The sequence below is a fragment of the Maritalea mobilis genome, from assembly GCF_004363175.1.
GTDB lineage: Bacteria > Pseudomonadota > Alphaproteobacteria > Rhizobiales > Devosiaceae > Maritalea > Maritalea mobilis.
Genome location: NZ_SNYR01000003.1, coordinates 238,402 through 251,240, shown reverse-complemented (window position 1 = coordinate 251,240; position 12,839 = coordinate 238,402). Strand labels below are relative to the sequence as shown.

General features: G+C 51.2%; 16 protein-coding genes. 11 read left to right on the top strand and 5 right to left on the bottom strand.

Translation table 11 applies throughout. From position 1 onward, the window contains the following. Positions 1–16: 16 nt before the first annotated feature. From ATL17_RS13870 to msrB, 3 genes are all read right to left on the bottom strand, one after another. A complete protein-coding gene (locus tag ATL17_RS13870; RefSeq protein ID WP_133573418.1) occupies positions 17–373 on the bottom strand; it encodes a cupin domain-containing protein in 357 nt (118 codons plus the stop codon). Continuing rightward, positions 370–1,206: an RDD family protein gene (locus ATL17_RS13865; protein WP_166639050.1), complete on the bottom strand. Its 837-nt coding sequence runs from the start codon at positions 1,204–1,206 to the stop codon at positions 370–372. Before ATL17_RS13865 ends, ATL17_RS13870 begins: the two co-directional genes overlap by 4 nt. Before the next feature lie 90 nt (positions 1,207–1,296). After that, a complete protein-coding gene (gene msrB, locus ATL17_RS13860; RefSeq protein WP_166639049.1) occupies positions 1,297–1,749 on the bottom strand; it encodes a peptide-methionine (R)-S-oxide reductase MsrB in 453 nt (150 codons plus the stop codon). 197 nt (positions 1,750–1,946) lie between these two features. Between msrB and ccoG the strand changes: the two genes are divergently transcribed. Genes ccoG through ATL17_RS13835 form a run of 5 tightly spaced genes read left to right on the top strand, consistent with a single transcriptional unit; the run spans position 1,947 to position 6,768 of the window. Further along, entirely contained in the window at positions 1,947–3,515 is a 1,569-nt protein-coding gene (ccoG, locus tag ATL17_RS13855; RefSeq protein WP_133573415.1) for a cytochrome c oxidase accessory protein CcoG, read from the top strand. A gap of 16 nt (positions 3,516–3,531) precedes the next feature. Further along, positions 3,532–4,017 (top strand): FixH family protein, encoded by a 486-nt coding sequence (locus tag ATL17_RS13850; protein WP_133573414.1) that lies wholly within the window; start codon positions 3,532–3,534, stop codon positions 4,015–4,017. Continuing rightward, entirely contained in the window at positions 4,017–6,305 is a 2,289-nt protein-coding gene (locus tag ATL17_RS13845; protein ID WP_133573413.1) for a heavy metal translocating P-type ATPase, read from the top strand. Before ATL17_RS13850 ends, ATL17_RS13845 begins: the two co-directional genes overlap by 1 nt. Next, a complete protein-coding gene (ccoS, locus tag ATL17_RS13840) occupies positions 6,302–6,472 on the top strand; it encodes a cbb3-type cytochrome oxidase assembly protein CcoS (RefSeq protein ID WP_133573412.1) in 171 nt (56 codons plus the stop codon). Before ATL17_RS13845 ends, ccoS begins: the two co-directional genes overlap by 4 nt. An 8-nt stretch (positions 6,473–6,480) precedes the next feature. Further along, positions 6,481–6,768 (top strand): 4a-hydroxytetrahydrobiopterin dehydratase, encoded by a 288-nt coding sequence (locus tag ATL17_RS13835; RefSeq protein WP_133573411.1) that lies wholly within the window; start codon positions 6,481–6,483, stop codon positions 6,766–6,768. 8 nt (positions 6,769–6,776) lie between these two features. Here ATL17_RS13835 and ATL17_RS13830 read toward each other — a convergent pair whose 3' ends face one another. Continuing rightward, the gene (locus ATL17_RS13830; protein WP_133573410.1) at positions 6,777–7,259 is read right to left on the bottom strand and encodes a hypothetical protein; all 483 of its coding nucleotides are present in this window, start codon (positions 7,257–7,259) and stop codon (positions 6,777–6,779) included. A 164-nt stretch (positions 7,260–7,423) separates the two neighbouring features. Between ATL17_RS13830 and ATL17_RS13825 the strand changes: the two genes are divergently transcribed. The 3 genes from ATL17_RS13825 to ATL17_RS13815 all read left to right on the top strand — a co-directional run bounded on the left by ATL17_RS13825 (position 7,424) and on the right by ATL17_RS13815 (position 8,857). Then, the gene (locus ATL17_RS13825) at positions 7,424–7,870 is read left to right on the top strand and encodes a tellurite resistance TerB family protein (protein WP_133573409.1); all 447 of its coding nucleotides are present in this window, start codon (positions 7,424–7,426) and stop codon (positions 7,868–7,870) included. Between the two features lie 372 nt (positions 7,871–8,242). After that, positions 8,243–8,533 carry a YggT family protein gene (locus tag ATL17_RS13820; RefSeq protein ID WP_133573408.1) on the top strand — a complete coding sequence of 97 codons (291 nt, stop codon included), beginning with the start codon at positions 8,243–8,245 and terminating at the stop codon, positions 8,531–8,533. Between the two features lie 9 nt (positions 8,534–8,542). Beyond that, positions 8,543–8,857 (top strand): DUF167 domain-containing protein, encoded by a 315-nt coding sequence (locus ATL17_RS13815; protein ID WP_133573407.1) that lies wholly within the window; start codon positions 8,543–8,545, stop codon positions 8,855–8,857. Here the strand turns inward: ATL17_RS13815 and ATL17_RS13810 are convergent. Further along, positions 8,854–9,582, bottom strand: coding sequence for a Crp/Fnr family transcriptional regulator (locus ATL17_RS13810; protein ID WP_133573406.1), 729 nt, complete (start codon positions 9,580–9,582; stop codon positions 8,854–8,856). The two genes, ATL17_RS13815 and ATL17_RS13810, sit on opposite strands and share 4 nt — an antisense overlap. Before the next feature lie 299 nt (positions 9,583–9,881). Here ATL17_RS13810 and ATL17_RS13805 point away from each other — a divergent pair, with 299 nt between their 5' ends. The 3 genes from ATL17_RS13805 to tdh all read left to right on the top strand — a co-directional run bounded on the left by ATL17_RS13805 (position 9,882) and on the right by tdh (position 12,806). Beyond that, the gene (locus ATL17_RS13805; RefSeq protein ID WP_166639048.1) at positions 9,882–10,454 is read left to right on the top strand and encodes a helix-turn-helix domain-containing protein; all 573 of its coding nucleotides are present in this window, start codon (positions 9,882–9,884) and stop codon (positions 10,452–10,454) included. A gap of 124 nt (positions 10,455–10,578) precedes the next feature. Beyond that, positions 10,579–11,778 carry a glycine C-acetyltransferase gene (locus ATL17_RS13800; RefSeq protein WP_133573404.1) on the top strand — a complete coding sequence of 400 codons (1,200 nt, stop codon included), beginning with the start codon at positions 10,579–10,581 and terminating at the stop codon, positions 11,776–11,778. Continuing rightward, positions 11,778–12,806 carry an L-threonine 3-dehydrogenase gene (tdh, locus tag ATL17_RS13795; protein ID WP_133573403.1) on the top strand — a complete coding sequence of 343 codons (1,029 nt, stop codon included), beginning with the start codon at positions 11,778–11,780 and terminating at the stop codon, positions 12,804–12,806. The genes ATL17_RS13800 and tdh overlap by 1 nt, the downstream gene beginning before the upstream one ends. The last annotated feature ends 33 nt before the right edge of the window (positions 12,807–12,839 follow it).

The following is a 12,839-nucleotide window of genomic DNA, read 5'->3' as shown; positions in this document are numbered from 1 at the left end:
TTTTATGACAAGAGGGTTAGCGCCATTCTTTTGTTTTGGCGGTGGCCGGGTCACCTGTGTTCGGCACGCCTTGCGGCTCAATCAGCATGATCTTGGCCTCTTTTTTGGCCACCGGGCGATGGTCTTTGCCTTTCGGCACTACATATATTTCGCCGGGGCCGAGCGTGACGTCACCATCTTTCATTTCAATGGTGATTTCGCCTTCAATCACCATAAACATTTCGTCGGTATCGGGATGGTTGTGCCAGTTAAACTCGCCCTCCACCTTGGCGATCAGCACATCATAATCATTAAGCTGCGCCACAATTTTGGGCGACCAATGTTCAGAAAATGTCGCAAATTTTTCTACTAAATTGATGGGCTTGTTGGTCATTCAACAAGCTCGGTGATTGGCTGTTTTGAAGCGGAGATTTTCTTGATCACGTAGAAATTCGTGATGCGATCATAAGGCATTTGGTTTCTCCATTTTAAGAGCGGCCAAACATACCAAACGATGACGAGGCCAATAGATAATGCTGGCAAAACTATCACATAGATTGGAGAGCTGAGCAGTGAGACTGTTGTTATCAATGCTTGTTTCAGTTCAAGGTTTGAGAAGTATAGTGAAAGACCGGCAGTGGCCAGCATCAAGGGCAATAGAGGCAAAACCTTCAGATATTCTCGCAACATGCAGCGCAAAAATGGAACGTTTCTTTGATCGGAGATAACCCGAAGACCTAAAAGCAGTTTGCCGGGAGTTGCCGCATATTTAAAAATAAAGAGCGCCATAATAAGTGGCAAAAACAAATTTACATAATCGAGTGCTGAGTGAGCATGATCGAGTTTGCCATTGCTGGTCAGTGGCACATTCAATTGTTTATATTGAGAAAAATTTGATCCTGGTGCGCGCGTTTCTGTTCTAACCAGAATGTTCCGCGCTGGGTTAAGACCAAAAAATGAGTGTTCACATATCACATATTTGCGGTGGGCTGATCGATCTGGATCAGTGAGGTCTGCAATCTCACTAAGCGTCTGATTTTCAATTACATTGGCGCATTGGGTATGACCGATTGGAAATGTCGCCCGCAATTCAAATGGCACAATGGGATTAACAACCAGCACCAATATGAAGATGGCTATTTGAAACAATAAGGCGTCGATTATGAGGGCAAAAAAACGTCGCCAGAAATAGCGCGGCTGTGCAACGAGCTCATTCTGAGTATACATAGAAAAATCCGTCAAAAATGCTTTGTCAAAAGCTAACGGCATAACATCTGGTTGACAAGAATTTTCCGCGTGTTTCCTTTGTTTTGAGACTTACCCCACCACCAGTTCTAAATACTCACCATAGCCTTCTTCTTCCATTTTGGAAGAGGGGATGAAGCGGAGGGAGGCGGAGTTGATGCAGTAGCGCAGGCCGCCCATTTCGGCTGGGCCATCATTGAATACATGGCCCAAATGGCTGTCGCCATGGTGGGAGCGGACTTCGGTGCGCACCATGCCGTGGCTGGTGTCGGTGTGTTCCTTCACCCAATCGGGGTTAATGGGGCGGGAGAAGCTGGGCCAACCGCAGCCAGAATCAAATTTATCAGCAGAAACAAACAAAGGCTCGCCGGAGACAATGTCCACATAGATGCCTTTTTCATTATGGTCCCAATATTCATTTTGGAATGGGCGCTCGGTGCCATTTTTCTGCGTCACGTAAAACTGTTCTTCGTTCAGCTTTTCCAATGCGTCTTGGGTCTTTTTATAGGTTTTAGGATCTGCCATAATGGTCACCATATTTTTGCAAGGAATTGATTGAAACTATAGCGGGCGGTCGCTGGGGCTCACAATCATAATTTGGTGAGCAGGATGTTTGTTCCGAGGCTGACAAATTGTCGCGAGGGGAATTGACCCATATCAACAATTGGTTGGTTGGAATAATCTAGTCTTAGATCCAATGCGATGGATAGGGATCATTTAGCATGACAGATATAAGCTCCTCCCAAGGGGAACCTCAGGTTGAAGATTTTGACGTAGAAGCGGTCAACCGAGCGGGCAAACGCCCGCCGCTTTATGCTGCGCGGAAAAAGATTTTTCCAAAGCGCGCCAGCGGTAATTTCCGCCGTTTGAAATGGTTGATCATGATCGTGACCTTGGGGATTTATTACATCACCCCATGGTTGCGGTTTGACAGGGGCGAATATGCGCCAGACCAAGCGGTGCTGGTGGATTTGGCCAATCGGCGCTTTTATTTCTTTTTCATCGAGATTTGGCCGCAGGAATTTTATTATGTGGCGGGCCTGTTGGTGATGGCCGGGGTGGGGCTGTTTTTGATCACGTCCACGGTGGGCCGTGCTTGGTGTGGTTATACTTGCCCGCAAACCGTGTGGGTGGATTTGTTCTTGGTGGTGGAACGCTTTTTTGAAGGCGACCGCAACCAACGCATGAAGCTGGATAGTGCCCCTTGGTCGTTCAATAAAATTTGGCGGCGGGTGGCGAAACATAGTACTTGGCTGCTGATCGGCGTGGCCACTGGCGGCGCTTGGATATTCTATTTTGCTGATGCGCCGACCTTGTTTATGGATGTGATCCATTTCGACGCGCCGATGGTGGCCTATTTCACCATTTTAATCCTGACGGCCACCACTTACACCTTTGGTGGCCTGATGCGCGAGCAGGTGTGTACTTATATGTGCCCATGGCCGCGAATTCAGGGCGCGATGTTGGACGAACATTCGCTGACCGTGACCTATAATGATTGGCGCGGTGAACCCCGCACCAAGCATTCCAAAAAAGCGATCAAGGAAGGTATTCCGATTGGCGATTGCGTGGATTGCAATGCCTGTGTGGCCGTATGCCCCATGGGGATTGATATTCGCGATGGGCAGCAGCTTGAATGTATCACCTGTGCCTTGTGCATCGATGCGTGCGACAATGTGATGGACAAGCTGGGGCGTGAGCGCGGCTTGATTTCTTACACCACGCTGAACGATTACAACGAAAATATGCAATTGGCGACCAGCGGGTCATCAACGATTGACCCGACCAAAGTGCGCGATGGCGAAGGCAATTTGTTGGATCGCGTGCGCCGCACCAATTGGCGTTCCATCATCCGGTGGCGCACACTGGTTTATTTCTGTTTCTGGGCAGCGATTGGCGTGGCGATGCTTGTCGCCTTGTCTCTGCGGGATCGGTTGGACGTGAATGTGCAGCATGACCGGAACCCACTTTATGTGATGCTTTCAGATGGGGCTGTGCGCAATGGCTATGATGTGAAAGTGCTGAACATGACGCCTGAGCCCCGCACTGTGCGCTTGTCGCTGGAAGGTTTGCCGGGCGGTGAGATGACATTGGCCAGCTCCGTTGATGAACCGCAAAGCTCAATCGTGCTGGACGTGGAGCCAGATCGGGTGTTGCCTGTGCGGGTTTATGTCCGCGCCATGCCTCAACAATTGAACGAGAATCCTGTACGGTTTGATTTTGTGGTGACCGATTTGTTTGGCGAGGAAAGCTCTCGCGAAACAGTTAAATTTGAGATGCCACGGGAGTAGAATGATGGAGCAATCAATGTCTAACCCTCAAAAGCCAAAAGAATTTACCGGCAAGCATATGCTGATGGTAATCGGCTTATTTTTCGGCACCATCATCACCGTCAATTTGATCATGGCCTATTTTGCCACGACCAGTTGGACCGGGCTTGTGGTGAAAAACTCCTATGTCGCCAGCCAGCATTATAATGAAAAGCTGGTGGCCAACCGGGCGCAAGATGCATTGGGCTGGACCCCAACTTTGGCGGTTGAGCAGGGCACTTTGCGTTATCGCTTGTTGGATGCGAAAGGCGCCCCCGTGGTGGCAGAGCAGGCTGAAGCGAAATTGATGCGCCCAAGCCATGAGCGCGAAGACCATATGGTCACCTTGTTGCCAGATGCGAATGGCGACTTTGTTGTGGACCATGAATTGGGCTTTGGCGCATGGGATATTGAACTGCAGTTGGTCAGCGAAAATGACATTCCGTTTGTTTATCGCGAGCGGTTTATGGTGGAGACAAAATAATGAGCTGCTGCGCCCCGGGTGTAGAGGCTGGTTCTGATCTGATTGAAGATGGTGCCAGCCAAATCAGCAATGAAGCGATTATTGCGGCCTCTGCCGATTTAGGCGGTGGGCAAAAGCAAGTGGAATTTGGCGTGCCTGATATGTATTGCGCCGCTTGCATTCGCTCCATCGAAACCGAGTTGGCTGACCTTGAAATGGTTAGTTCTGCCCGGGTAAACATGTCCACCAAGCGGGTGAAAGTGGTGTTCAAGGCGCTGGCCGGGGCTGCGCCCATGGACATGGTTGAGGCCATTCGCCGGGCCGGCTATCGCAGCTTTTTGTTGGATGTGGAAGAGGCGGGTAAAGACAAAAGCCTGTCCAAACTGATCTTGTCCATGGCTGTGGCGGGCTTTGCCGCCATGAACATTATGTTGTTTTCGGTTTCCATCTGGTCTGGTGCCAATGAAAGCACGCGGGATCTGTTCCATTGGATTTCGGCGCTGATTGCGGTGCCAACCGTGTTTTTCTCGGGACAGGTCTTTTATAAATCCGCATGGGGGGCCTTGCGCCATGGGCGGTTGAATATGGACGTGCCGATCTCTCTCGCCGTTTTGCTGGCGTTAGGGTTGAGCATTTTCGAAACCATCAATTCAGGCCAACATGCCTATTTCGATGCGTCGGTGACCCTTCTATTCTTCTTGTTGATTGGCCGCACTTTAGACCATGTGATGCGCGAACGGGCCCGTTCTGCGGTGCGCGGCTTGGCGTCGCTGGCCCCCAAGGGCGCGGTGCAGATTTTGCCCAATGGTGAGCGCGAATTTATCAAGCTCAATGAGGTGCAAGTGGGCATGGTGCTGGAAGTGGCTGCGGGTGAGCGCATTCCGGTGGATGGCCGCGTGATCGAAGGCAAAAGCGAATTGGATATGTCGTTGGTGACCGGGGAAACGGTGCCAGAATTGTGCGGCAAGGACAGCGCGGTTTTGGGCGGCGCGACCAATTTGTCTGGCGCCTTGAAGATTGAGGTTGAAAAGGCCGCGCACCAAAGTTTCTTGGCGCGCATGATCGAGCTGATGGATGCGGCAGAAGGCAGCCGCGCTGGCTATAAGCGCATTGCAGATCGGGCCGCCGAAATTTATGCACCGTTTGTGCATTTGCTGGCGCTGTTCACCTTCCTTGGCTGGGGCTTTTACAATGGTGATTGGTATCATGCCACAGTGACGGCCATTGCGGTGTTGATCATTACATGCCCTTGCGCTTTGGCGCTGGCGGTGCCGATTGTGCATGTGGTGGCGGCCGGGCGTTTGTTTGAACGCGGGGTGATGATGAAGGACGGGGCGGCGCTGGAGCGTTTGGCGCAAGTCACTAAAATTGCGTTTGATAAAACCGGCACGTTGACCCTCGGCACCCCCATTTTCCACGGCCAGATTTTGGGTGATGACAAAGCCATTGATCAGGCCTTGCAAATGGCCCAATTGTCACGTCATCCTTTCTCTAAAGCCTTTGTGCGGGCGTTCAAGGGCCGCAGCGTGCCACCGCTGGCTGATGCGGCTGAAGTGCCGGGCGCAGGCGTGGAAGCACATATTGATGGGCAAATCTGGCGTTGGGGTCGTGCAGATTTTTGCGATCCGAATTATCAAAGCTCAGATACAACGCAAAGTGAAGTTTACCTGTCTTGCGATGGGCAGATGGTGGCTGGTTTTGGCTTTGAAGATGTGTTGCGCCCAGATGCGCAAGCTGCTTTGGCTGAGTTGAAATCTAATGGCTATGATTTAGCGATCTTTTCGGGTGACCGGAAACAAGTGGTGGCCAGCGTTGCCCGCACCTTGAATGTTGAAAATGCCCATGGGGCGCTGACACCTGATCAAAAGGTTGAGGCGATCCAAGAAGCTGGTGAAGGCGATCAAAAAGTGCTGATGGTGGGCGATGGCATCAATGATGCGCCGGCGCTCCGGGCTGCTCATGTGTCGATGGCGCCATCAAGCGCGGCAGATGTTGGGCGCAATGCGGCTGACTTTATTTTCACCCATAACCGTTTGGCCGATGTGCAATTTGCTTTGAAATTGAGCAAGCGGGCCAGCCGGGCTGTGGTGCAAAATTTCGCATTGGCGCTGTGCTATAATGCGGTGGCCATTCCTCTGGCGGTGATGGGCTATGCCACGCCACTTTTGGCCTCCTTGGCAATGTCTTCTTCCTCCGTTATCGTTACGTTGAATGCCCTGCGCTTGCGTTTGGGGCAGCAAGATGGAACCAAAGACCTCCCGACGCATTCATCAAATGCGCCACAAATCAAAGCGGTAGCAGCTGAATGACTCCTTTATTGATCCTTATTCCCGTTGTCCTGATCATTGGTATACTGGCCTTAGGCGCATTTTTATGGTCTTTAAAAAGTGGCCAATATGAAGATTTGGACGGGGCGGCGATGCGTATTTTGGACGATGGAGATGATCGGCCCGACCGTTCGGAGAAGAATGAATAGGGAGATTCATGGTAGAACCATTGGATATTGAGGGTCGGGAAAAGGCCCTAAGCCAATTGCCAGATTGGGTGTTTAACCCGGTTAAAAACGGCATTGAGCGTGAGTTTAAGTTCAAAAATTTTGTTGAAGCTTTCGGCTTTATGAGCTCAGTGGCCATTTTGGCTGAAAAGCACAATCACCATCCTGAATGGTTCAATGTGTACAATAAGGTGTCAATTCTGCTCACCACCCATGATGCAAATGGGTTGTCAGAAAAAGATATTGAATTGGCCAACGCGATTGAAAAGCTGCTCTAAGCTCCGTTTTAGCGGGCTTGATCGTTCAGCGGATTGAACGCCATCCAAATCAGGTTTAAGCTCCACAAGATGCTGGTGACAAATTGCCAGTTGAGCGGCATGTTGAGCAATCTTGATCCCACCAATAGCGCGGTTGTGGCAACCAACAGCATGGGCGCAGGGTGCCACACTGTTTGCTGTCGCACTTGCCAATGGGCATAGGCCAACGTTGCTGCGCTCAACAACACGCCCAAATGGGATGCCCAGAACAAATAATTGTCATGGTGCAAAAATAAGCTGGTGCGGCCATAGCCCAACAGATCAAACGAGAAGAAGGCCATGAGAAAGGCGCTGAACACCCACATAAAGCCAGCATAGCGCTTTATGCGTCCATTTTCCGGGCCGAAGGCAACGGCCAAAAACCCAACACTCAATAGTAGCGTGGCCAGCAATTGCACCCCTGCATTGGCAGCATCATATTCATGGGCCACAAAGCGCATAAGTTCTGACATCAAAAAAAGAAATGCACCAATTGCAAGGGTAATGCGTAACATAAGGGCTTGATCCGAATAGGTGTTGAGTTCAGACCCTAAAAGGGTTGGCGTAAAAGGACAATTCCCTTTCCGCATGTTTTATTTTACCCTTAGGGCGACTCGTGAGAAAGGAAGCTGCCTATATGTTTGACGCCATCAAGAAATTGTTTTCAGCGAAAAAGCAAACTGATGTGGCCACATTGGAGCCAAAGCTATGTGTGGCAGCTTTGTTGGTGCATCTATCTGCTGTGGATGGCGAAAGCAGTGACGATGAGAAACAGGCAATTCAGAACACATTGCAATCATATTATGGTCTTAGCCCACAAGAGGTGAAAAGCCTTTTGGAATTGGCGATTGAGCAAAATAATGATGCGGTTGATCTTTATGCGTTCACCTCGGTTTTGAACCAACTTGAGGTGGAAGAAAAGCACGCCATCATCAATATGATGTGGCAGGTGGTGTTTGTGGATCAGCACAATCATGAGCTTGAGGACAATATGGTGTGGCGGGTGGCTGAGCTTATTGGCGTGTCAGCGCGTGAGCGCACATTGTTGCGGGCTGAGGTGCGGCAGGCGGCCAAAATCAAATAGCGCAATTTGCGAATTGAATTGCAAAATGCAATTCATTCCGCAATCGCTTTTGGCGTAAAACTTAACACACATTCATAAATATAGATTTTTAGTGCCCGGCATGGCGCTTCACCCGCAATATGTTGGGGGTGAGGCTTTATGTGCAGTTTGGCACGGTTTGTGCACCCATTTGGGTGTGACGGGAATTTGGTTTTGCGTATCTCGTCCGGATCAAAAGTCAAAGTTCAAACCCGTGTCGCCGCGTATCTGGTGACGCGGGTTTTATTTATTTGAGCTTATTTACCTTGATCAGCCCCAATGCCTTGCTGGCTCTTGTGAACAGCGGTGCAAATAGCTACATAGGAAGGGAATAAGCGCAAAGCGGAGACATCTATGCGGGTTTTGTTGGAAATTATTATGCTGGTGCTCAACCTTTATTGGTGGGTAGCAATCATCATGATCGTGATGAGCTGGTTGTTGCAGTTTAACGTGATCAACTATTCAAACCAGTTTGTGGCCACCATCTGGCGGGTCGTGAATGGATTGACCGAACCAGTGCTGAACCCGATCCGGCGCGTGGTGCCAAATGTGGGCGGGTTGGACATTTCACCAATCGTATTGTTTATCGGCATTTATGCGCTGCAGCGCATTATCGTGCTTTACCTCTACCCTTACGCTTTCTAGCTTAAAGCGATGGCAGAGACAGAATTGAAAGCCTGGCGCGAAACACGCGCCGGGCTTTTATTGTTTTTGAAGGTCACGCCCAATGCCAGCCGCGACGAGATTGGCGACATTGTTGCCGATGCGGACGGGCAGGGGCAATTGGTGGTGCGGGTGCGGGCAGTGCCGGAAAAGGGCAAAGCCAACAAGGCTGTGGTCAAATTATTGGCCAAGCAGCTGGGTTGTCGCGCCAGCGCCATTGAGGTGTTGAAAGGCGAAACCAGCCGGCAAAAGCAAGTGTGCATTGCCGACCTCACGGAGCATGAATTAAAAGCGCTTTTGATTTAGCCGCAGCGATCTTCTAGCCGCTCAATGCTGGGCACGAAGAAGGTCCGGTTATTTTCAATCTCGATCACCCCATCCTTGCGCAGCTTGGTGAGCTGGCGCGAAATGGTTTCAACCGTCAGCCCCAAAAAGTCCGCAATATCAACGCGGGTGAGGGGCAGATCGAATTTGATGCTGTCGATTTCTTCCATATCTTTTGTGGGGTCGATATGGGTGGCGATTAGGAACAGAAAGCTGGCCACTTTTTCCGCAGCGGTTTTGCGGCCCAGCGTCACCATCCAGTCGCGCGCCTCATCCAGTTCCTTCAGCGTTTGCATCAGCAAACGATGCTCCAGTTCGGGTGAGGCCTTGATCATGCTCTCAAGGGCAGAGCGGGGGATTTTGCACAGATTAACGCCAGACGCGGCTTCTGCGCTCAAGCGGCTTTCATCTGCGAAGGGACGACCCAGAAAGTCTGGTGCGAATTGCAGGCCGATCACTTGCTGGCGGCCATCGGCCAGCATTTTGGTCAGCTTCACCACGCCAGAGATCACATTGGCGTAAGACTTTACTTCTTCGGTATCGCCGATCAGCTCTTCGCCAGATTTTGCGCGCACCTGCCGCGTATGGCGGGCAAGCTCCACCAATTGCTCAGGCTCCAATGCGCCGCAAATACCTTTATGGCGCGCTTCGCAAGATTTGCAAAGAACAGGTATGTCCGAATTATGTATGTCTTTACGCGAACTCATTTTCATCCCCAGAGGTTCTCCCTCGGCTGGAATCATAACATAATTTTTTTGATTTTCGACCTATTTGACGAATGGTCGCAGATGTTACTTTTTAGAGTGAGCTATAGGTCCTGAAAAAAGTGGAGTTTTTACCGGAAAAAAATGAAATTTCACCATAAAAAACTGGAGTTTTGCTATAATTTTATAAAATTTTGGCGGGGATTTCAGTGCAAATTTGCGGCACAGAATCACTTGTAACCATTGTTTGGATCAAAATTCCGATATATTGTATTTTTGTTTCAAACAGTGAAGGGATGCCTATGTCACGGTCATTGATGCCGCCGCCTCATTTGGGCGAAATGGTGCGCAAAGCGCGGAAAGATCAAGGTTTGACATTGGAGATGTTGGCGGAGCGATGTGGGGTATCCAAATCCATGCTCAGCCAAATTGAGCGGGGGGCAGTGAACCCCACTTTCACCCTAGTGTGGAACTTGGCGCAGTCATTGGGGTTAGACCTTTCAACCCTTGGTGAGCAAGCCGCCAGCGACCATATGATCACCCATATCCCAGCTTATTCAACGCCTTCGAAAGGCAGTGCCGATGGGCTATGCACGGTGCGGCTGTTGAATCCGCCCCGCACGCCGATGCCGATTGAATGGTATGATTTTAGCGCAGAGCCGGGCGGTGCGCTGCAATCGCAACCCCATGCGGCTGGGACGTTCGAGCATTTGACCTGTTTGAGTGGCACGTTGGAAATTGAGGCCGGGGACAAGCGGGCCAAGGCGGAAGAGGGGGATACGCTACGCTATCGCGCTGACCAACCGCACACGATCCGCAACATTGGCGACGGCCCAGCCAAGGCGATTTTGGTGGTGGCGCAACCGCAGCTTTAGGGCATTCTGGGAGCGACAAAGCGCTGCGCGATCACAATCGCAAAAATCTCACCTTCTTGATGTTGGCAGTAGATAAAAATTCCACTATATTGGATTTAGTCCAATATATAGAGATTTGTCTGCTATGTCGAAAAAGCTGATCCAACACACCGAACAGGCGCTGGCCCAATTGCGGGAAGAAGGCTTGTTCAAATCCGAATATGGAATCACCAGCCCGCAGTCGGCCAACATCACTGTGCGCGGTGAAGATGGCAAAGATGTGCCATTGCTCAATATGTGCGCCAATAATTATCTCGGCCTCGCCGATGATAAACGCCTTGAAAAGCGGGCGATTGAGACGATTGAGAGCGAAGGCTTCGGCATGGCGTCGGTGCGCTTTATCTGCGGCACACAGGCGATCCACCAGCAGCTGGAAGCGCGGCTTTCTGACTTCTTGGGCACCGAAGATGCTATCCTGTTTATCGCTTGTTTTGATGCCAATGCGGGCGTTTTTGAAGCGCTGTTGGGGCCGGAAGATGCAATCATTTCTGATGCGTTGAACCATGCCTCGATCATTGACGGGGTGCGGCTGTGTAAGGCCCAACGGTTCCGCTATGCCAATAATGATATGGACGCGCTGGAAGAACAGTTGAAGGCGGCACAGGATGCGCGGCATCGGCTGATTGTGACTGACGGCGTGTTCTCGATGGACGGGATTATCGCTAATTTGCCGGGCATTTGTGATTTGGCGGAAAAATATGATGCGTTGGTGATGGTGGACGACAGCCACGCGGTGGGCTTTATGGGACCAAATGGCCAAGGCACCCCGCACCATCATGGGGTGGAAGATCGCGTGCATCTTTATTCAGGTACCTTCGGCAAAGCGCTTGGCGGCGCGGCAGGCGGCTATATTGCCGGGGCGAAGCCGTTGGTGACCATGTTGCGGCAAAAGGCGCGGCCTTATTTGTTCTCTAATGCGTTGCCACCTATGATTGCGGCGGCGACATTAGAAGCGCTGGATATTGTGGAACAGTCTCCTGCGCTGCGTGAAAAGCTGTTCGATAATGCGAAATATTTCCGCGAGAAAATGGCTGGATTGGGCTTTGAACTGGTGCCGGGCGAACATGCGATTATCCCGGTGATGCTGCATGATGCGGTTTTGGCGCAAAAATTCGCCAAGCGCATGTTGGAGTTGGGCGTTTATGTGACCGCATTCTCCTTCCCCGTGGTGCCGAAAGGATTGGCGCGAATCCGCACGCAAATGTCTGCCGCGCATACGACAGAAGATCTGGACCGGGCGATTGCCGCCTTTGAGCAAACTGGCAAAGAATTGGGAGTGATCTGATGCGCGCATTGGTGAAAGCAAAGGATGCACCGGGCCTTGAATTGCATGAGGTGGAAAAGCCTCAAGTCGGGCCACATGATGTGTTGATCAAGGTGAAGAAGGCCTCGATTTGCGGCACGGATATGCATATCTGGAAATGGGATCAATGGGCGCAAAATACAGTGCCTGTGCCCATGGTGGTCGGCCATGAATATATGGGCTTGATCGAAGAAGTTGGCGATGAAGTGCAGGGCCTTAAAGTGGGCCAGCGCGTGTCGGGCGAAGGGCATATTCCGTGCGGCAAATGTCGGAACTGCCAGTCTGGTCGTGCCCATATTTGCGCAGATACCAAGGGGATTGGGGTCAACCGCCCCGGCGCATTTGCTGATTATGTGGCCATTCCCGAAGCCAATGTGCGGCCCTTGCCAGACAGTGTGAGCGACGAAGTGGCCTCTATCCTCGACCCGTTGGGCAATGCGGTGAACACGGCGCTGACCTTTGATGTGTCCGGCGAAGATGTGCTGATCACAGGGGCTGGGCCGATCGGTTGTATGGCCGCGGCGGTGTGCCGCCATGTGGGGGCACGGCATATTATTGTGACCGACTTGAACGATGATCGGTTGGCCTTGGCGAAAAAGATGGGCGCAACCCGTGGCGTGCGCGCGGATAAAGAAAATCTGCGCGAAGTGATGGGCGAACTGGGCATGCGTGAAGGCTTTGACATTGGACTTGAAATGTCTGGTGCCGCGCCTGCCATGGATTCGATGATCGAGCATATGATTACCGGTGGCCGCGTGGCGCTGCTCGGCCTCTTCCCCGGCAAGGTGGAAATGGATTTGAACAAGGCGATCTTTAAAGGTCTCACCCTTGAAGGCATTTATGGGCGCAAAATGTTTGAAACCTGGCACAAAATGCTGGCCATGCTGGAATCTGGCTTGGATGTGACCCCTGTGATTTCACATCATTTGCCGTTTGAAGATTTTGCCCAAGGCTTTGAAGCCGTTGGCAAAGGCGAGGCCAATAAGGTGATTTTGGATTTGGATAAATAATAGGTCGAGCGGTGTTGTTTATAACAATGCCGC

Bases quoted from the DNA above. Each gene is read 5' to 3' on its own strand.
- ATL17_RS13845 (WP_133573413.1), top strand. From the start codon at position 4,017: ATGAGCTGCTGCGCCCCGGGTGTAGAGGCTGGTTCTGATCTGATTGAA.
- tdh (WP_133573403.1), top strand. From the start codon at position 11,778: ATGCGCGCATTGGTGAAAGCAAAGGATGCACCGGGCCTTGAATTGCAT.
- ATL17_RS13870 (WP_133573418.1), bottom strand. From the start codon at position 373: ATGACCAACAAGCCCATCAATTTAGTAGAAAAATTTGCGACATTTTCT.
- ATL17_RS13810 (WP_133573406.1), bottom strand. From the start codon at position 9,582: ATGAGTTCGCGTAAAGACATACATAATTCGGACATACCTGTTCTTTGC.
- ATL17_RS13815 (WP_133573407.1), top strand. From the start codon at position 8,543: ATGGCAGAGACAGAATTGAAAGCCTGGCGCGAAACACGCGCCGGGCTT.
- ccoG (WP_133573415.1), top strand. From the start codon at position 1,947: ATGACAGATATAAGCTCCTCCCAAGGGGAACCTCAGGTTGAAGATTTT.
- ATL17_RS13865 (WP_166639050.1), bottom strand. From the start codon at position 1,206: ATGTATACTCAGAATGAGCTCGTTGCACAGCCGCGCTATTTCTGGCGA.
- ATL17_RS13800 (WP_133573404.1), top strand. From the start codon at position 10,579: ATGTCGAAAAAGCTGATCCAACACACCGAACAGGCGCTGGCCCAATTG.
- ATL17_RS13835 (WP_133573411.1), top strand. From the start codon at position 6,481: ATGGTAGAACCATTGGATATTGAGGGTCGGGAAAAGGCCCTAAGCCAA.
- ccoS (WP_133573412.1), top strand. From the start codon at position 6,302: ATGACTCCTTTATTGATCCTTATTCCCGTTGTCCTGATCATTGGTATA.
- ATL17_RS13850 (WP_133573414.1), top strand. From the start codon at position 3,532: ATGTCTAACCCTCAAAAGCCAAAAGAATTTACCGGCAAGCATATGCTG.
- msrB (WP_166639049.1), bottom strand. From the start codon at position 1,749: ATGGCAGATCCTAAAACCTATAAAAAGACCCAAGACGCATTGGAAAAG.
- ATL17_RS13820 (WP_133573408.1), top strand. From the start codon at position 8,243: ATGCGGGTTTTGTTGGAAATTATTATGCTGGTGCTCAACCTTTATTGG.
- ATL17_RS13805 (WP_166639048.1), top strand. From the start codon at position 9,882: ATGTCACGGTCATTGATGCCGCCGCCTCATTTGGGCGAAATGGTGCGC.
- ATL17_RS13830 (WP_133573410.1), bottom strand. From the start codon at position 7,259: ATGTCAGAACTTATGCGCTTTGTGGCCCATGAATATGATGCTGCCAAT.
- ATL17_RS13825 (WP_133573409.1), top strand. From the start codon at position 7,424: ATGTTTGACGCCATCAAGAAATTGTTTTCAGCGAAAAAGCAAACTGAT.